General features: G+C 53.5%; 16 protein-coding genes. 1 reads left to right on the forward strand and 15 read right to left on the reverse strand.

Annotated features, from left to right (window positions below):
• Window positions 1-16 precede the first annotated feature (16 nt).
• The 15 genes from NST96_RS21390 to NST96_RS21460 all read right to left on the reverse strand — a co-directional run bounded on the left by NST96_RS21390 (window position 17) and on the right by NST96_RS21460 (window position 17,896).
• The gene (locus NST96_RS21390; RefSeq protein ID WP_003389580.1) at window positions 17-835 is read right to left on the reverse strand and encodes a carbohydrate ABC transporter permease; all 819 of its coding nucleotides are present in this window, start codon (window positions 833-835) and stop codon (window positions 17-19) included.
• Between the two features lie 19 nt (window positions 836-854).
• On the reverse strand, window positions 855-1,820 hold the full coding sequence (locus tag NST96_RS21395; RefSeq protein ID WP_342404526.1) for a sugar ABC transporter permease: 966 nt from the start codon (window positions 1,818-1,820) through the stop codon (window positions 855-857).
• Between the two features lie 26 nt (window positions 1,821-1,846).
• Window positions 1,847-3,202, reverse strand: a complete 1,356-nt coding sequence (locus NST96_RS21400; RefSeq protein ID WP_003389583.1) for a sugar ABC transporter substrate-binding protein — start codon at window positions 3,200-3,202, stop codon at window positions 1,847-1,849.
• Between the two features lie 199 nt (window positions 3,203-3,401).
• The gene (locus NST96_RS21405; RefSeq protein WP_003389584.1) at window positions 3,402-4,259 is read right to left on the reverse strand and encodes a MurR/RpiR family transcriptional regulator; all 858 of its coding nucleotides are present in this window, start codon (window positions 4,257-4,259) and stop codon (window positions 3,402-3,404) included.
• 286 nt (window positions 4,260-4,545) lie between these two features.
• Window positions 4,546-4,773 carry a sulfurtransferase TusA family protein gene (locus tag NST96_RS21410; RefSeq protein ID WP_085974960.1) on the reverse strand — a complete coding sequence of 76 codons (228 nt, stop codon included), beginning with the start codon at window positions 4,771-4,773 and terminating at the stop codon, window positions 4,546-4,548.
• 52 nt (window positions 4,774-4,825) lie between these two features.
• Window positions 4,826-5,950, reverse strand: coding sequence for an MBL fold metallo-hydrolase (locus NST96_RS21415; RefSeq protein ID WP_003389586.1), 1,125 nt, complete (start codon window positions 5,948-5,950; stop codon window positions 4,826-4,828).
• 326 nt (window positions 5,951-6,276) lie between these two features.
• Window positions 6,277-6,756 (reverse strand): DsrE/DsrF/DrsH-like family protein, encoded by a 480-nt coding sequence (locus NST96_RS21420; RefSeq protein WP_003389587.1) that lies wholly within the window; start codon window positions 6,754-6,756, stop codon window positions 6,277-6,279.
• A gap of 136 nt (window positions 6,757-6,892) precedes the next feature.
• Window positions 6,893-7,153: a metal-sensitive transcriptional regulator gene (locus NST96_RS21425; protein ID WP_003389588.1), complete on the reverse strand. Its 261-nt coding sequence runs from the start codon at window positions 7,151-7,153 to the stop codon at window positions 6,893-6,895.
• 144 nt (window positions 7,154-7,297) lie between these two features.
• Window positions 7,298-8,497 (reverse strand): branched-chain amino acid ABC transporter substrate-binding protein, encoded by a 1,200-nt coding sequence (locus NST96_RS21430; protein ID WP_051567342.1) that lies wholly within the window; start codon window positions 8,495-8,497, stop codon window positions 7,298-7,300.
• 374 nt (window positions 8,498-8,871) lie between these two features.
• A complete protein-coding gene (locus NST96_RS21435; protein ID WP_172920580.1) occupies window positions 8,872-9,876 on the reverse strand; it encodes a D-cysteine desulfhydrase in 1,005 nt (334 codons plus the stop codon).
• Window positions 9,877-10,044: 168 nt separating this feature from the next.
• Window positions 10,045-11,049 carry a hypothetical protein gene (locus NST96_RS21440; RefSeq protein ID WP_003389591.1) on the reverse strand — a complete coding sequence of 335 codons (1,005 nt, stop codon included), beginning with the start codon at window positions 11,047-11,049 and terminating at the stop codon, window positions 10,045-10,047.
• 285 nt (window positions 11,050-11,334) lie between these two features.
• A complete protein-coding gene (locus NST96_RS21445) occupies window positions 11,335-13,179 on the reverse strand; it encodes a M14 family metallopeptidase (RefSeq protein ID WP_227277486.1) in 1,845 nt (614 codons plus the stop codon).
• A 175-nt stretch (window positions 13,180-13,354) separates the two neighbouring features.
• A complete protein-coding gene (locus NST96_RS21450; protein WP_339185677.1) occupies window positions 13,355-14,920 on the reverse strand; it encodes a sensor domain-containing diguanylate cyclase in 1,566 nt (521 codons plus the stop codon).
• A 70-nt stretch (window positions 14,921-14,990) separates the two neighbouring features.
• A complete protein-coding gene (locus NST96_RS21455; RefSeq protein ID WP_243013842.1) occupies window positions 14,991-16,070 on the reverse strand; it encodes a CapA family protein in 1,080 nt (359 codons plus the stop codon).
• A 251-nt stretch (window positions 16,071-16,321) separates the two neighbouring features.
• Window positions 16,322-17,896 (reverse strand): long-chain fatty acid--CoA ligase, encoded by a 1,575-nt coding sequence (locus NST96_RS21460; RefSeq protein WP_251237594.1) that lies wholly within the window; start codon window positions 17,894-17,896, stop codon window positions 16,322-16,324.
• Between the two features lie 257 nt (window positions 17,897-18,153).
• On the opposite strand from NST96_RS21460, the gene NST96_RS21465 reads away from it, so the two are divergent.
• Window positions 18,154-19,164: an LCP family protein gene (locus NST96_RS21465; RefSeq protein WP_311068450.1), complete on the forward strand. Its 1,011-nt coding sequence runs from the start codon at window positions 18,154-18,156 to the stop codon at window positions 19,162-19,164.
• Window positions 19,165-19,198 lie beyond the last annotated feature (34 nt).

Genomic DNA, 19,198 nt, shown 5'->3' on the forward strand with positions numbered 1-19,198 from the left:
ATTTGGAAGCCAGCTTTTACTTCAGCCCGGAGCTTCTGGCTCCTTCCACAAAATACTTCTCGGCGATCAGAAATACGATCAGGATCGGGATCAGGCTGATCAACGCCCCAGCCACCAGGTACTGGTCGTTCCCCCCTGTCCACTGCCCCTTTAACGACAGAATGCCGACCGGCAGGGTGTATTTTTCCCGGGTCGTGATGTAGATGACGGGAGCGAGGATTTCGTTCCATTTCGCCATGAAGGTGAAAATCGCGAGCGTAGCCAGCGACGGCTTGCACATCGGCAGGGCGACCCGCCAGTAAATCTGGAACGGATTGCAGCCGTCGATCTTGGCCGCTTCTTCGTACTCCCGGGGAATTCCCAAAAACGCCTGCCTCATCAGGAAAATGCCAAAGGGCTGTCCCAGCCATTCCAGCACCCAGAGCGGCATCAGCGTATCCAGCATGCCGAGCTGCTTGAAGATGATGAACTGCGGGATAATCGTGACGACGCCGGGAATCATCATCGTTCCGAGCACGATCATAAAGAGCGTATCCCGGAATGGAAACTGAAGCCGGGCAAAAGCGTACGCTACCATCGAGCTGGACAGGATCGCCCCCAGGATGGAGAGCACCGACACCGTCAGACTGTTCAACGTATAGGTGCTGAAATTGGCCAGTTCCCATACTTCCGAATAGTTGCTCCACTTGATCGGATCGGGGAACAGCTCCGGCGGATACTTGTTGAATTGGCCCACTGTTTTCAAGGAGTTGAACAGTGCTGTCAGGAAGGGAATGAACATGATGGCCGAACTGATTCCGATAGCGGCATAGGCGAGTATTTTACGTATGCTCATATGTGGCTGCCCCCTTTCCTCAATCGTAGTGGACCCAGCGTTTTTGCAGTCTCATTTGCATAAATGTAAAGACAAACAGGATCAGGAACAGCACCCAGGCAATCGCGGATGCGTAGCCCATGTGGAAGAAGGTGAAGCCTTCGCGGTACAGGTGCAGCATCAGCACCAGGCTGGCATTGTTGGGACCGCCTGCCACGCCATCGACCGCTCCTGCCGTCATGACGTAAATCTGTTCAAAGCTCTGGAACGAGCTGATCGTGCTCAGGATCAGCACGAGAAAGGTCGTCCCCGAGATCAGGGGCACTGTGATGCGCCAGAACTTTTGCAAGGGTCCGGCTCCATCGATCTCCGCTGCCTCGTAGAGGTCGCCCGGCACGTTTTGCAAACCGGCCAGAAACAGCACCATCATGTAGCCGACGCCCTTCCATATCGCCACCGCGACGAGAACGGGAATGACCAGCTGCTCATCGGCCAGCCAGTTTTTCGGCTCCAGTCCCAGGCTGACAAGCAGGCTGTTGGCCCAGCCGAAGCGCGGATTGAAAATCGAGTCAGCTACGTAGGCGATAACCGTCCAGGACGAGATGACCGGGATGAAGTGAGCGATCCGGTACAGCTTCAAGCCTTTCAGCTTTTGATTCAGCGCGACAGCCAGCACCAGAGCGAGCGCTGTCTTGATCGGAACGAGCAGGATCGTGAAGTAGAGCGTGTTCTTCAGCGCCTTCCAGAAGAGCGGATCGGCGATCATCTTGCTGTAGTTGGCCAGTCCCGTCCACTCGGGAGGATTCAGCATGTCATAGTCCGTAAAGCTGATGTACAGCGATGCGATGGAAGTGAACGCGACAAAGACGATCAGGTGAATCAGATACGGGGAGATGAGTAAAATCCCCCATCTCCCCTCACTGTCGAGCCGCTTTCGTTTTCGGGGCTTTGGTACAGGCCGCTCATCGGTTTTCCATTCACCAGTGAGTTGTGTATTTTGATTCATGTCTGCCTATCCCCCGTAAGCGTTTTTTATTTCTTGTAGAATCCATCCAGAACCTTTTGCACGGCCTCATTGGCCTTTTTCAAGCCTTGCTCGACGCTCTCCTCGCCGGAAAACGCTGGGAACATGGACTCGTCAAACGCTTTGCGCCATTCGCCAAATACAGCGTTGGCATCGAGGGAACCGGCGAATTCCATGCTGTCCAAGAAAACCTTCGCGTTCAGCGAAGTATCGGAAGTGAGGACCTCCTCGGCCACTTTTTTCTTGACCGGAATGGCTTCGCCAAGCGACGCCCACTCCCTCTGCGCCTCGTCGTCCGTCGCCCAGTACTTGATCCACTCCCAGGCTGCCTGGGTCTTTTTCTCGTCGGCCGTTTTGCTGATCACCCAGGAGTTGACGATGCTCGGTGCAAAGCGTTTGCCCCCAGGTCCTGCCGGAATCGGCGCCACATCGAAGTTCAGTCCGGCTTCGCGCATTTTTACCCGCGCGGCGTAGATGTCGATCTGCATTCCGGACACGCCGCTCAGGAAAGGCTTGAACGGGTCCTGGAAGCTTTGCAGGTCGACCGGATCAGGGAAAATCCCCCGCTTCATGCCGTCTACCATCCACTCGATCGCCTGTTTGTTTTCAGGCGTGTCGAGAACGGCCTTCTGCAGGCTGCTGTCCAGCACGCCGCCGCCGAACGTTTTCATCAGCGGGAACCAGCCTCGGCTCACCCCGACCGGACTGCTGAAGATGGTGAAGCCGTACTCCGAAACCTTGTTTGGATCAAAGGAAGGATCTTTGGCATTTTTTCCGGAAGCGTCAATGGTCATCAGTTCGGCCGCTTCCTTCACCTGATCCCACGTCCAGTTGGCATCCGGGTATTTGAGGCCCGCCTTGTCAAAAAGGGCTTTGTTGTAGTAGAGCACCCCGATCTGGATTCCCTGCGGAACGCCCCAAACCTCGCCGCCTGGGCCTTTGTTGGCGTCCATGCCGTAGTACTCCTCTTTGCTGAGGTCCTTTTCGATCAGTTCGCGCAAGTCCTTGACAGCGCCGCGCTCGGCGAATTCAAACACCTTCACCCCGTCGCTCAGCCACAGATCGGGAGCATTGCCTCCTGCTATCTGCGTATTCAGCTTTTGGAAAAATTGCGCGTGAGGCCCTGTTTCTGTCGTGATCTTGATATTCGGGTGCTTCTCCATGAACTTCGCGAGCAGCTCCTCCATTTTTTTCTGCGTGGGAGGATCGGAGTAGTACCCCATTTTCAGTACGATCTGCTCAGAATCGTTCTTCGCATTCTGCGGATCGCCAGTGTTTGCCTGCTGACCGGTACAGGCCGTAATCAGCAGGGCGGCAGACAAGAGTGCCGACAAAAAAAGTGAAAAGCTCCTCTTTCGTTTCAATGCAGACCCCTCCATTTATCTATTAAAAATGTATTGCCAATAAGGTATGGGTATTGCCTGCGGTCTGTAGTGCGAATAGAGTGGGATCACGGGTACGGTATGCTGGCTGACTGAACAAGCGCCAATGCGGCAGATCTGCTAGTCAAAGAACGGCGGATATGCAGGGTAATATAGTCTCAATATTCTGAATAGAATTTGCCTAATCGGTGCGAAACTCGGCAAGCACTGCCTGACGGGTCTTTCGCAATGAGGATACAGCCTTGTCATAGCTTTGCGCGGCTACCCCCATGAACAGCATGTCGATGACAGCCAGTTGGGCAATGCGGGACGAAGTGGCGGCACTGCGCATGTCTGCCTCCGATGAAACCGTGGCCAGGTGAATGTCTGCCAGCGCCGACATCGAATTTTGCCCGAACTTCGTAATGCCGATCGTGACTGCTCCCGCTTCCCTCGCCCTTTTGATCGCGGATAAAACCTGGCGGGTCTCCCCGGAATAGGAGATGCCGACAGCCACGTCTTTGTCCGTCAGCGTGACAGCGGAAGTAATCTGCAGATGGGCATCGGCGTGTGCCGTCGACATTTTATTGATGCGCAAAAATTTTTGCTGCGCGTCCTGAGCGACCAACTGGGATGCGCCCACTCCGAAAAAGTCGATCCGGCGTGCCCGATACATGGCCCGAACCGCCTGTTCGACGGCAGTTGGATCCAGAACCTTGATCGTCTCGCGCAGGGAGAAAATGTGATTGGCAGTGACGGATTCGATCAGGGTGGGAATGTCGTCGGTAGGACGGATTTCCTTGTACTCGTCCTCTCCGGCGGAAGGGGACTGCAGATCGGCCGCGATGCGTATTTTCAGCTCCGGGAAGCCTTCCAGGCCCATGCTTTTGCACATGCGGATAATCGCGGCTGGACTGGCGTTGCTCCGCTCCGCCAACTCCTTGACCGACATGCGGATGACCTCCCGCGGATGCTCCAGGATGTACTCTGCCACGCTCCGCTCGGACGGCTTTATATCTTGCAAGTATTCACGGATTCGCAGCAATCCTCCGCTCAGCACGGCTTCATCACCCTTTATCACAAATGTTGTTGTAAGCGATGCCTATTTCAGCCAGTATGAATCAGCTCATCCAATCATGAGCATCGCAGGTATCTTTTGCCATTTTACAATCATTATACGACTTTGAAACAAAAAATCAACACAAACTATTCTCCATAAAAATAATTTTCAGACTTCCGCTATCAACAGAAAATATGGATCGGCAACGATGAAACAAACAGGCTGCAAAAAGCCGGCTTCCCCTGACACTATGGCGGAAGCCGGCCCCCGAATTGTTTTATTCGCCTCAGCCTTTCCTCACAAATATCCGATATACTCCACCCTCCTCTTCCGTTTTCAACACCTCATGGCTGTTGGAACGAGCCCAGCCCTGAAAGTCGTTGACGGAGCCCTTGTCGGTGGATTCCACCTGCATGACCTGCCCGCTTTCCATCGCATCCATCGCTTTCTTCGCCTTGACGATTGGCATCGGGCAGGACAATCCTTTTGCATCTACAAATACGTCTACGTTTATCATGAATATGACCTCCTTGGCAGCCTCCTGGTTTTGTTCTCTTTACAATGGTTTAACCGTGGTGAAGGGCGCAGCGATTGGGCCCGATCTCCAGCTCTGTCGCCTTTTCCGGAGATGCACTGGCAGCTCCGCGGTTGATTTCGACGATCTCCTCGTAGTTGGGAGGCGTCGCTCCGACGGCATGAGCGACTTTTTCCGCAAATCGATCACGGTTTGCCGTCCGCATCACTTCGTTGTTTCCGCGGATCTCTCCGAGCGGCGCTCCCACATATCCCTCCCGCCGAATCTCGCTTGCTTCGGCATAATGAGCCGGCAGCACCAGCACGTCGTCCGGCAGGGAAGCGATTGTGGTAAACACCGTGTCGTACAAGGCTTGCGCCCACTCTGCCGCCTTGCCGCCCAGATCGGGTCGGCCGAGGCCGCCGACAAAAATGGTATCGCCGGAGAGCAGGTAGCGATCGTTTACCAATACGGAGACACTCCCCGGGGTATGTCCGGGCGTAGGAACAGCGAGAATTTTTGCCTCGGCACGGCCGACTTCCAGCATGCCCTGCTTTTCCAGCGGCTCATAAGAGAGTTCGGAGCCCTGCATCTCGCTGGAGGAGATGTAGTAGACAGCCCCGGTTTTTTCGGCCAGCTCATGGCCACCCGAAATGTGGTCGGCGTGCAGATGCGTATCGAGGACGTATTTGATGGCGGCGTCTTCCTGCTCGGCTAGCGACAAGTATTCCTCGATATGCCGATTGGGATCGACGACCAGCGCTTCGCCTCCTGAGATCAACATGTAGGACAGGCAGCCCTTTGCCAGCCGATTTACCTGAATCAGCTTGAGGTTGTCGTCCTCCATGACGGTCACCGGGCGGTAAAACTGGCTCCACTCCTGCATGCCTTGCTCCAGATAGCTCGCCTGAAAGCCTTTCTCGTCCAGCAGATCGGCCACCATTTTGGCGCTTCCGCCCTTGGCGCAAATGACGACGATCTCTTCGTCAGCGGGAAGCTGTCCGTAGATATTTTCGTTGTCGTCAAGGAAATCAAAGTACGGGATATTGATAGATCGCACTTCTTTCCCTTCGATCTTCCAGTCCGCAAAATCTTCCGGATTGCGCACATCGAGCAGGAAAACACCCTGCTCCACCTTTTCGTTCAGTTGAATTGCGTTTATTGCTCCTGCTGACATATCAATCACCTCCTGGTTGTTTTAAGCTTGAATGCGGGCAAAACTACTTTTTCACTGCTCCTGTCCATCCTGACATGCCTGTTGCGCAAATGGCTGACCTGTTTCATCCCGTTTTTCAGCAAAATCCTCGCTGCTTGCCTGCTTCTCATCCCGCTTTGGCAGGTCAGGATCACATGCTTTATATACGCATATACCCATATAGGTATATAAAATGCCGAAAGAAGCCACCAGGGAAATCAGCCTTCTATGAAACGGCTTTGGATGTTTTTTCCCCTTATGATCCGGCACTCTTTGCTTTCAAACACGTACGGCTCCAAATGTTTCGCTTAAATGAACAGATTGACCCTGGACTGTTCGGCTTCCGCCAAATAGGTTGCCACTCCTGCAAATTTCAGGCCGTCTGCCAGCTCTTCTTCCTTGATTCCCAGGACGTCCATGGACATCGTGCAGGCAATCATCTCCACATCCAGCTCCTTGGCAAGCTGGATCAGCTCGGGCAGCGAAGCCACGTTCTTTTTCTTCATGATGTGCTTCATCATCGTCCGGCCCATTCCGCCCATGTTCAGCTTGGAAATCCCCAGTTTTCCGGGACCACGGGGCATCATCCGCTCAAACATTTTCTCCAAAAATCCTTTTTGCACCGGTACATGCTGCTCTTTTCGCAAGATGTTCAAGCCCCAGAAGGTGAAGAACATCGTTACCCTGTTTCCCATGGCTGCAGCTCCGGTTGCGATAATGAAGCTGGCCATCGCCTTGTCCAGATCACCGCTGAATACGACCATGGTCGTCTGCTTTTGAGCTTCCATTTTTGAACTCCTTCCTCCCATTATACCTACAGGGGTATTTATGAGATCAAAAAAACAGACTGGCTTCCCAATCGTTATATACCCCTACCCCTATTAGTATATTGTAAGCCGCGTTTTGCTGTCAAGACCGAGTGCATCATCGGCTCTTGACCAGCAGTTGAATCGCTTCCTGCACGACTTGATCGGTATCCCTGCCTTCCGCCAGCTCCTCCTTGATGCATGCCGCCAAATTTTCCGCCACGATCAAGGCGATCGCTTTGTCCACAGCCGAGCGAATGGCCGAGAGCTGACTGACGACCTCCTTGCAATCCTTGTCTGTTTCCATCATGCTGAGGACTCCCCGGACCTGCCCCTCTACCCGTTTCAGGCGGTTTTTCACATTGTCTCCGTATTTCATTTTGGCTTCCTCCTGACCTATGCCGGCCGATCTTTTTGCTGGGAAGGAGGATTTGCATGCGCAATCCCCTTACCCCTATGGGTATATAATAGACAGGAAGGAAGGGCTCTGTCAAATTTGCAGAACCCCTCTTGCATAACTCTCCTATTCGATTTTTCCGATGAACTTCGTGCCTTCCTTCTCAAACTTGTACATGAAGACATCCGCGAACTCGTTGTCGCCTTTCTCGTCAAAGGTGACCTTTACGAATTTGCCCTGGTAATCTTTCGTGCTGTGGACCTTTTCCAGAACCTGCTCGCGGGTCGGCTTTTTCCCGCCGTTCTCTTTGATGGCGGCTGCCAGTCCGTCGAGAATCACATTGGCCGACTCATATGCGTAGTCGGAATAGGTTCCCGGCTTTTTGCCCATTACCTTTTCATATTCTTCCGCCCATTTGCGGCCTTCCTCGGACTGCTTCGCGTCTCCAGCCAGAGCAGTCAGATAGACGCCTTCGGCTGCGGCTCCGGCGATCTTGATCAAGTCAGGGGAATCGATGCCATCCCCGCCCATAAACATGCCGGTATATCCTTTTTCCCTCGCCTGCTTCACGATGATGCCCGCTTCCGGATAGATGCCTCCGAAATAGATCATGTCGGGCTTGCTGGCGACGGCCGTATTCACGACGAAATTGTAATCCTTCTCGCCCTGGTTTACCCCTTCGTAGCCCAGTACCTGAACGCCGTCCTTCTCGAACTGCGCTTTTACCTGATCGACCAGCCCTTGCCCGTAAGCGGTCTTGTCGTGGATCAGGAAGACGGATTTCACGCCGAGCACTTCTTTGGCATACTTGGCTCCTTTTGGACCTTGGGCGTCATCGCGGGCACAGATCCGGTGAACGGTCTTTTTGCCCTCCTCCGTCAATGTAACCCCGCTGTTTGCCGGAGATACCATGACCAGACTGCCCGACTCATACTTTACGGAAGAGGGGATCGCTACGCCCGTATTGAAATGGCCGACTACACCCAAAACATCCGGGTTGGCTACGAGCATTTCCGCGTTGGATACGCCAATTTTCGGGTCAGCCTGATCGTCCTGCGGGAACAACTGCAAGTCAAAGCCGAGCTGCTTGAACTCCTCTTTCCGCTTTTCAATGGCAAATCCGGCTCCGGTCTTGATCGCATCGCCGATGGCGGACTGTGATCCGGAAAGCGGGCTTTGCGTGGCGATCAATATCTTTTCGCCGCCCCCGCCGCCCCCACTGCTGCTGCCGCCGGACGATGCGGTATTGCCGCCCGACTGGTTGTTCTGAGCAGGAGCTGTACCTTGCGAATTACAGCCGACAAGCGACATGCTGAGGAGCAGCATGGACGCCAGCACGGTAGTCAACTTTTTTTGACTCACGAAAATCCCCCCTGTATGTTTTCTATTTCTATCTTATCTGTAAATATAAGAAAAAATAGAAAATTCTTAACCTTACATATCGTCAATGAATAACCTGCATAAATGTTACATTCTATCTATTTTCATAATCGCATTTTTGTGCTTCATCTTCTTATTTTCGTTCTGTATGTATCGTACCGTTATTTAAATTCCATCTTTTGTAATTCATTACATTTATGGATCAGTTTTCGGCAGAGGAGATAAAAAAACCGACGCATCATTGCGTCGGCTTCTGGAGAGTGCGACAAAAGGCAGGCGTAATTTCTCCTCTTATTACGGATTACGGACTTGTTCATACCTTATCTCTCCGCTAAGAACACATCTGCATAAGTGTACAGCGCCGGTGCCCCTCCGGTGTGCAGGAACAACACCCGATCCTCTTTGCGAAACGCTCCCTTGCGAATCAACCCGATCAGACCGGCCATGGCCTTTCCTGTATAGACCGGATCGAGCAGAATCCCCTCGGTTTGGGCCAGCAGCTTCACGGCCTCCACCATCTCAGGTGTCGGAATCGCATAGCCGGGGCCCACGTATTCGTCCTCGCAGCGAACCAGCGAAGCAGGCCATTCTCCCTTCAGTCCAACCAGCTCTGCCGTAGAGAGCAGCAGCTCATGGACTTTTTTCTCCTGCGTTTCGCGGTCCCGGCTGACATTGATGCCAATGACGGAAGCAGAGGATTGGCGGGCGGCAAAACCGGCGATCAGTCCGGCTTGCGTCCCGGCGCTTCCCGTCGCGGTCACCACATAGTCAAACGGAATGCCCATCTCCCATGCCTGCTGCTCGATCTCTTCGGCGCAAGCCATATACCCGAGTGTCCCTACCTCGCTGGAGCCGCCGACCGGGATCTGGTACGCTTTTCGTCCTTCTTTCTCCAGGGCTGCAGCGAGTTTTTCCATCTCCGCCGGCATATCCCCATCCGCAGGAATGATCTGCAGCTTCTCGGCTCCCATCAGGTGAAAGAGCAGATGATTGCCGCTCGCCTGGGGATTGTAGCCCCCCGTTTCCGGTTCGCTCAGCACCAACTGGCAGCGCAGCCCCTCCCGCACTGCTGCGGCGAGAGTCAGCCGACAGTGGTTGGACTGTACGGCTCCGCAGGTAATCAGCGTATCCGCACCTTGCTTGAGCGCATCCGCCACCAGGTACTCCAGCTTGCGCGTCTTGTTTCCTCCCGCTGCAAGCCCGAGCAGATCATCTCGCTTGATATAGATGGCAGGGCCGCCTAATGCTTCGGATAAGCGTTTCAGCTCTTCGATCGGTGTCTGTCCGTTCGTATACCGTCTGCGCTCATAACGGATGTGGTTCACTTTGCTCGTCTCCTCTCCTGTCTCCAACAATCGCTTGCGATTTTGGAAACTGCGTGAGTTGCTTACGTTCATATGTGTTCTGCCTGATTGGCTGCATGATCACATTCAAGATTGCCTTCATCATAGCCTAATTTGCAGGGAGTTTCTACCGGCAGCATCTCCACTACACTATGTTTTTTCCTCGGCCGCACTCTTGCCCTCCTTTGGCTTTTCTTCAGATTCCGCCGATGTTTTCTTGGCTGAGGACCGTTCTTTTTCACGCCTGCTTTTCTTTTCCCATTGCTCGTAATCATGAATCGCATATCCCGCATAAGCGGAGTATTTCTTCATCCGCGTCTCGAGTATGCTTACCTGCTCTCGCATGATCTTGGTATCTTCTTCATAAAACGTCGTCCGGTCCCCTTCGTCGCTTTCCAGCACATTCAGGCCGACCACCACTTTTTGCCGATCATATCCTGCTTCGTCCAGGATGCGGCTCGAGATGTCCAGCACCCCGTTGGAGCCTTCCACGTAATCCCGGTAGGCCATCAATGTCACATGATCGAGCTGCCCGATCAGCCATTCACTGACGCTCTGCGTCTCGCTCGCAGGCAGCTCGTTCATCCAGAATGGAATATCGGCGCTCACCTGCAGAGCGGGATCTTTTTTCGTCTCCTGGACCACAAGCTGCATGTTTTCCATCCATTGGCTTTTCAAGGCTTCCTTGTCACGCTTCCACTGCGGATGCACATGCGGCTCGATGTCGACGTGAATTCCGGTGAAGCGCTCGTCTTCAGCCGCAGCACGGTTGTAGACATGCACCCAGTCTATAAAGGAGGCAATGCTTTTTTGACTGGAGACGAGCGACCAGGCAGGGTCGCCGCCAAGGGCATCCACCTGTATATCCCTTGCGCTCGCTTCCTTGATGAATGTGCGATACGCTTCCGGCGGCACATTCTTTTGATCGATGTGCAGATAAATTCTGTTGATGTCGTTTTCTTCGGCAAAAGAAAGGATGGCCTCACCCTTTTCTGTGATCAGCTCCGTGTTCCAAAGCCATGTCGCTCTTATGCTCGGGGCCGACGCGAAAAAAAGCCACAGCATCGTAGCTGTTATCGTCAGGGTAAGCAGCAGCCTTAGCCAAAGGTACCGGTGTACTCGCTTGCATCGTCTTTTAGCGGGGATCGTGCTCATATGGCTGCCTCCTTCGCCCTGTTTTTTTCAGGCATCTGCCTCTTTGCCTTCTTAATGAAACAGACGGGCTGGGGCCTTGTGCAAGTTGCAACGATTTGTTGACAGGAGCGCATGAAAAAAATGGACTTGACCATTTCCAAGTGAAGATGGTGTAGGCGCACGAAAAGAGACGAGGGGCTCTTCCGTCAAGCAGCTTCACTGCTTTTTTGGACAGCCCCTCATTCGTTTGGTGCTTTCTTTACAGACATTGCCGACTGAAAGCCTGTGGTTCTAGCCGTGGGAGTCTCATTTGACAGGTATCACCACGTTCACGGTCCCGCCGCGGGTCGAGCGAATGGTCACCTCGGCATTCCCCTTTCCTTTGACGGTCCAGGAAAATGTTTTCGTCCGCTCTTCCTCTTCCAAGGCGCCTCCAAAGAATCCGGCATCCTGGATTTTATCCGTATTCTCGTCGGCCAAAGCCAGGCCATCCCCCAGTTCGATGCTCGCGGAGCCTTTGCGCACGATTTTGACGAGCCATGCCTGCTTTAACGCATCTGGCAAAAAGCCTTCATTTGTCACCGTCACACTCACCGTTGAAGTACCGTCCTGATTCTTTTTCACCTCTGTCTTTGTAACGACCAGCAATGGAAGCGATTTGGCCAACTCCAGATTGAATTTGCTTTGTTTTTCGACCGCCTGTTTCAAATAGCTTCCCGCAGGAGCGTTTTGGTTCCAAAATTTCGGGTTCCAGCCGCCAATTTCTACCTTCCCCAACTGCGGGTGATCGTAGGCCATCCAGTTTTGGAACAGCTTGCCCTTCAATTCCGGTATGTGATCATTCATCCATAGCTGATCCAGCTCATCGGTCTTGCCGTCCTTGTTGTAGTCTTTGACATACTCCTGTTTCCCCCACAGCTCGTCACCGTACCAGATCGCTCCATACTGAAAGTACCCCCAGTCAGGCGAATGCCCGAACAGCGGTGTCCCTTCCGAGCCGCCCCTGCGGGTGTGGTACGAGTAGTAAACGTCTCCCGCCCACGGATAGCCGGTCAATTCCTGGCCCTTTTTGTCCAAATGCTCATAGTACTTCAGATCTTCCGGAAACATGGACTCCTCACTCTTGCTGGTGGATGGGGGACGCAGGTGCATCGGCACCGTGGTATCCATCGTCTCTACGACCGAAATGTGGGGATTTTCCAGTAGAAACAAGACGACTGACCGCATCTCCGGTTCGGATAACGGATATTCTCCCGCTCCCCCCTGGGTCCATCCCATCCCGGTCTGTTCCGTCATGGGCCGCCAGTTCTCCGGATAATTGCGGTGAATGTCCAAACCGCCAATGCCATCCTCATTGTATTTTCCGTCGCCGTCATTATCGATGCCCTCGGACAATACCCGATAGTCTCCTTTTCCTTCTCCAACCTGCTTCATCAAACGTCCGGACGAATCAGACGGGTCTTTTATGTAGTCCCCCTTTCCCATCCCGACATACTGACGCATTTGCCGGGAATAGCCGTCACCATCCAAATCCTCCAGAATATCTTCGTCCATGATGCCGTCTCCGTCGTTGTCAACGGGCCGATTGGTGGAGCGATTGGTTTGAATGGTATTGAGGTACAGCTCGGAGCCGTCGGGATTTTCAACAGGTCTCACATAAAATGTTCGGGTATCCAGCAAGCGGGTAATCTCAGGGTCCTTCCCGTACTTGGAGAGGAGTTCATGCGCAAAATGCAGCGCAGCCACCCTTGTCGTCACTTCTCCGGAATGCCGGTTTGCCCCTACCCACATAGCCGGCTTGCTGGTAGCAGTACCGGTTTTTTTGTTGGTGATCGTAATTTGCCAGATGTCCCTGCCTTCCAGTGACTTCCCCGCTGACTGAAGCTCTACGAGATCAGGATACTGCTTCGCCCACGTCTCCAGCCAATACAGCACCTCGTCGTAAAGGGGATAGTGCTGGATGTCAAACTTGCCAGCTTGTATCGGCTTGGTCTCCGGATATGCGTACTGCTTTACCTCAAAGGATGCTTGCGCAGGGATAAACGGGCGTTTCAGAAACGGTACCTGACCGACTGGAGAAGCAGCAGCCGATACAATACCTGCCTGTGACAACACAATCGTCGCCAGAAGTCCGGGAAACCAGCGTTTCACCATTCATCTCTCCTTATGTTGTTTTGAATTTTCTGAAATATACTACATAATTACTGGGACAGGTCTCTGTTTATTCCTCTTGATTTGAGTCGCACCGGCTCTCTCTTGGATGTTGACAGCAAGAAGCCCGCTGCTTGACCAAATTTCGTCAAAGAACGGGCTTTTTAAGGATCGGCTACACAATGGTTCTCATCAGCTTCGTCTGATTTCGTCCTTCCTGTTTTGCCTTGTACATGGCCTCGTCAGTCAGAGCCAGCAATGTCTTTGTATCGATCTGCGGGGCGATCGTCCCCACTCCAAGCGAGATCGTCACAGGCTCGCCCGTGGGACTGACGGTATCGCTCATAAACATCCGCAGAGACTCTGCCATCAGATACGCCGTTTCTGCACTCGTCTCCGGCAGCAGTACGATAAATTCCTCTCCGCCGTAGCGGCCGCAAATGTCCCCTTTCCGCACATGCTGCTTCATCGCCTGGGAGAGAAAGCGCAATACCTCATCTCCGGTCTGGTGACCGAATTCGTCATTTACCTTTTTGAATCCGTCTACGTCCAGCAGAAGAACCGAAAACTGTTTTTTCGTTTCCGTCCACTGACGCAACGTATTTTCGATGTATCTGCGATTCGCAAGTCCGGTCAGCGGGTCGGTCAATGACTCTCGTTTGATCACGTTCATTTTGTGGCGCAGCGTCTCCGCATACTGCTGAAAAGCGTGATTGATCTGCTCGGCCTCGTAGTACCAGGTCGGGATCGTCGGAAACGGCTGTACCTCTGTTCCCGCCGTTCGCACGCTTTTGGCGTAGTTGGCCAATTGGCGCAATGGATTGACCATTTTCTGGGTCAGAGAGAACGAGATCAAGAGTAGCAAAATGAAGAAGGGACTGATATATCCAAACATGTCGAGGACGACCTTCAGGGTTGGAGCCAGCGCCTCCTCTTCCGGGGTCTGGGAAACGATCCCCCAATTGGCGGATGGCACATAGGCGTACCCGGTCAGCATCGGGACGCCTTGCGTATTGACCACTCGCTCCGCGCCCGATTTTTGGTCCATCAGTTTTTGGACGACGCTGTTGCCGTCTACCATTTGACCGATTCTTTCCTCCTCCGGGTGGTAGATAAGCGTGCCATTCTGGTCGACAACGTACAAGTATGAGCCGTCTTCGTAAAAATGCTTGCCGAGAAACTCATGCAACGTGTTGTCCTGCTCCAGGTAGAACGTTCCGCCCAGAAAACCGGCATAATTTCCGTTCTCGTCCCACAGAGGCGTGGATACCAAAACAATCAGTCTGCCCGTAATCGCTTTATATGGCTGCGACACTACTGTTTTTTTCTTTTCCAGCGCTTCTCTCGCACCGCTCGACATCAGAAATCGCCCATCGACTTCCATCCTCGGCTCCGTTGCGAGAATCTTTCCCTTGCTGTTTGCGACCAAGATGGAATTGAAGAACAACGTGCTTTCCTGCCACAGCTTCAAATGTTGCTGCAGCCTCTGGCGGTCTTTCAGAAGAGGGGCGATCTCGCCGGCGCTCGTCTCCAGATTCTTTTTCATACTCTGAAACATAAGATCGGTAGTCTGGGCCATCCTCTCGCTATAGGCGCGGTTGATGTCGAGGATGTCATCTGTCATCACCTGCTTGACCACCAGATAGATGCCGGCGCCGCAGCTCAGCACGATCAAAAACGTCGAGACGGAAAACAAAAAGATCAGCCAGAAGCGCAGGGTAAAGTGTTTATAGGAATCCATCAGGTTTGCTCCCCTCTACATAACAATAGAGGAGATACCCTTTTTTGCTTTCACCGAAACTCGTTGCCTTTTATTTCCTCGTTATATTTCCCGCCTCGTCAACCCCTGCCCCATACGAGAGCTTCGCAACCTTCTCCCTGAGCTTTTTCGCATTGTCTCCTGCCTGGGGAACGGGCTGGCCATTTACAATTTTAGCCGGGATGATCTTGCCGTCTGTCTTGTTCTGGGCAAACGTCAAAGTGACGATCAGCGACTCGGAGCCCTTTGGATTTCGCGGCGTCGTAAAGACGAAATTGCCCACGCTGTAAAAGATCGGGGCCTCTTTGTACCATTCGACCCCCATGAGGGAATGGCTATGGGACCCCACAATCGCATCCACTCCATTGTCGATCAGCAAACGGGCCATCTGGCGGGCGTACGGCTCAGGGTAGTCCTTGTACTCCAAATTCCAATGCATGATCGCAATGGTGATGTCGGACTCTGCCACAGCCTTGCGAACATAGCCGAGCATCGGCTCCCGTGAATAGGCGTGAGCCAGCCCCGCCTTGTTCTTCCCCGCAAACCACTTCTGATTGGGCAGTACACGGCTCAGCCCGATGATTGCTACCTTCTTTCCTTTGATCGTCTGGATATAGGGGGCAAACGCCTCCTCCTCCGCCTTTCCTCCGCCTACGTAAGCGATATCGTTCTCGCGCAAATGCTGCATCGTATCCAGAAAGGCGTCCATTCCGTAGTCCATCGTGTGGTTGTTGGCCAAATTGACGACGTCGAAGCCGGCATTTGCAAGGCCTGCCAACGTTTCCGGCTTGGCCCGGAAGGTAAATTCCTTGTGCTCGGGGGATCCCCGTTTGCTGACGGCTGTCTCCAGATTCCCCACCGTCAGATCAGCCTGCTTGAGCAGCTCCGCCGTTTTGGCAAAAGGATAGTCCACTCCGTAGCGTTCGATTTGCGCTCCGACGTTCTTGTCCAGCAAAATGTCGCCCACCACCGTGACCGTGATCGGCTCATCTGTCTGCGGAGCAGGCGGGTCTTGCTGCGCCTGGGCCGATTGCTGCACTGCCCCGCTCGTTTCCGCCCCCGCAAACGCAGGAAAGAGGCTGAGATTGGCAAGCGACCAGGCAGTCAGGATGGAGACAACCGCTTTCCACATGTCGATCTTGTTTCACCTCTTTGCTCGTTTGCCTCATTCTATGAGGGCAAGAGCGTGAAACATGACGAAAAGCGAAAGCCGCCCGGATGCCCAGGCGGCCCTCTGTTTTCTGTTTTTAAGGAGCGCTGTTTCGTATTGGAACAGCTTGGGGCGGACAAAAAAGGCTGTTGCAGCGCCTGCGTCCAATCTGATTATCCGTCCGTTTTTGCGTCCTGTCTGCCCCTTATTCATTCTTGCGTCGCGCCTGAGCCTTATTCTTGCGTCGCGCCTGCTCCTTTTGCTTCCTCCCGCAGCGTCCGCCGCAAAATCTTGCCTACGGCCGTTTTCGGCAGGGCGTCGCGGAACTCGATAATTCTCGGCACCTTGTAGGCGGCCATGTTCTCCCGGCAAAAATCGGTGATTTCCTCTTCGGTCAGGACAACTCCCTTTTTCGGAACCACGAACGCTTTTATCGTCTCTCCTCGATACGCATCAGGCACGCCGATGACGACAGCCTCTTGCACAGCCGCGTGCTGATAGAGGACTTCCTCTACTTCACGCGGATAAATATTGAAGCCTCCGGCGATAATCAAATCCTTTTTCCGGTCGATGATATAGTAATATCCCTCTTCATCCTTGTAGGCGATATCTCCTGTGAACAGCCATCCGTCTTTGAGCGTTGCCGCCGTCTCTTCCGGCATTCCCCAATAGCCGCTCATCACTTGCGGCCCGCGCACGACCAGCTCTCCCGCTTCATTCGGCCCCAGCTCCGTCTCGCCGTCCTGTAGGCTGACGATTTTTGACTCCGTAAACGGTATAGCCGTCCCGATCGACCCGGCCTTTCGCTTATCCCTCGGGTTGAAGTGAGTGACCGGGGAGGCTTCGGTCAGGCCGAAGCCTTCGAGAATCATGCCTTGCGTCTTGGCTTCAAAGCCTTTGATGACCTCAACAGGAAGCGGTGCGGAGCCGCTTGCGCACAGGCGGATGGACGAGATGCCGTACTCTTCCGCCTGCGGATGGGCATTGACCGCCACGTACATCGTCGGCACCCCCGGGAATACCGTCGGTTTCGTATCCTTGATCGTCTGCAGCACTTCCTCCAGGTCAAAGCGGGGCAGCATGACCTGCTGCGATCCTCCAAAAATGGCCATGTTCATGCAAACGGTCATCCCGTAGACGTGAAAGAGCGGAATCACAGTCAAGATCCGGTCGGGATTGTCGACGTCTCCTCCCATGATGATGTGTGACTGATAGGCGTTGGCATACAGGTTTTGATGGGTCAGCATCGCCCCTTTGGAGCGCCCTGTGGTACCGCCTGTATACTGGAGTACCGCGATGTCATCCGGAGACACGGACACCTCCGGCAAATCCTCGGCAAGTGCCATGACGTTTTCAAAACGGAGCCATCCGGCTGGAAGCTCCGAATCCGTAGGAGGCAGTTCAACGATGATTCTCGCCGCCAAGCCTTCAGCGCTTTTTACCTTTTCGACCACCGGCAAAAAGGGAGCAAAGGTGATCAAGGCTTTGGCACCTGAGTCGGTCAAATAATGCTCCAGCTCGGCCGGAACCGCCATGGGATTGACCTGTACGACGATTCCGCCCAGCTGCAGAATGCCGTAGTAGGCTGCCACGTAATGCGGACAGTTGGGCAGCATGACCGCCACTCGGTCTCCCTGCCCGATCCCGAGGCTGTGCAGTCCGGCGGCGAACTTCTTGACCAGCACTCCCAGTGTTCCGTAATCCCATTGCTGTCCTTTGAAGTAAACGGCGCAACGCCAAGGAAAGCGCTTACAAGTTTGTTCCAGCATTTGCGGCAAGGTACTTTGCAAAAGTTCGTTTGTGCTCATCGTCCTACACTCCCTCATCATTTTGATTCGAAAGCTTCCGTTCAGACATGTGCTGCCGATGCCAACATATTCGCGGTACTTTATCCTATTACCTCTCTCCTAATTTTACAGCTTGTTCGCCATTTTTCCTGCCTGTTTTCAGAAGAAAACAAAAACTCGTCAAAAAATGCCCCCTTTCTGCCAGTTGTTACCCCCCTGTAACGAAATCTTGTCGAAAATCGTCTACACTCAGTGTACATCCTATCGAGGTGGAGTTTATTGTGAAAAATAACCAAACTCAAAATCTAAAAAGAAAACGAAAGAGCAAGCGTCGCATCGTTTTTTTGCTAATCCCCATTCTGGTCCTGCTGTTCGTCTCAACCGGGTATGCGGTCGATCTGTACCGCAAGGCAGCCATGCTGGAGGAAAAGTCCCATCAGGAGCTGCAGCGGGGAACGATCTCACCCAAGCGTGTGGAAAAGAAGGATGCTTTGGCAGACAGCTTTTCTGTCCTGCTCATGGGTGTGGATGACAGCGAGCAAAGACATAAGCAGTACGGGGAAGCCATCCGCACGGACGCCCTTCTGCTTGCGACCTTCAACAAAAAAGACCGCTCCGTGAAGCTGCTCAGCATTCCGCGCGATTCTTACGTATACGTGCCGGTTGAGCAGAAAAAGGACAAGATCAATCACGCCCATGCCTTCGGCGGCGTGGACGCTGCGGTGGAAACCGTGGAAGGTCTGCTCGACGTCCCGGTCGATTACTACGTAAAAGTAAATTTCACGGCGTTTATGGAAATCGTCGACGCGCTCGGCGGGGTCGAGGTAGATGTTCCGATCACGTTTACGGAGCAGGACAGCAAAGACAGGCCGCGTGCGATCAAGCTGAAAAAAGGGCTGCAGACGTTAAACGGCGAAGAAGCCCTGGCGCTGGTCCGGACCCGAAAAATAGACAGCGACATGGAGCGCGGCAAACGCCAGCAGCTCGTGCTGGAAGCGATCTTCCACAAAACGCTGTCGTTCGGCTCTGTCACCAAGTACGGAGCGCTGCTGGAGGCGCTGGGCGACAATGTGAAGACGAACCTGCGGCTGTCTGACCTGGAGGCGTTCTATTATTTTGCCAAGGGAAGCAGCGTCAATATTGAGAAGCTGCAGTTGAAAGGCAGCAGCATGTACAAGAACAACATTTATTACTACAAGCTGGACGAGCAGGACTTGGCCGAGATCCGCAAAACGCTGCAGGAGCATTTGGGACTCGCAAAAAGCAGTACGCTGCCGCAAGCTTCGTAATACATGTACACCCCCCGCAAGACCATGCATCCAA

The organism is Brevibacillus sp. FSL K6-2834 (assembly GCF_038592925.1).
In the GTDB taxonomy this organism is placed as follows: Bacteria; Bacillota; Bacilli; order Brevibacillales; family Brevibacillaceae; genus Brevibacillus; species Brevibacillus borstelensis.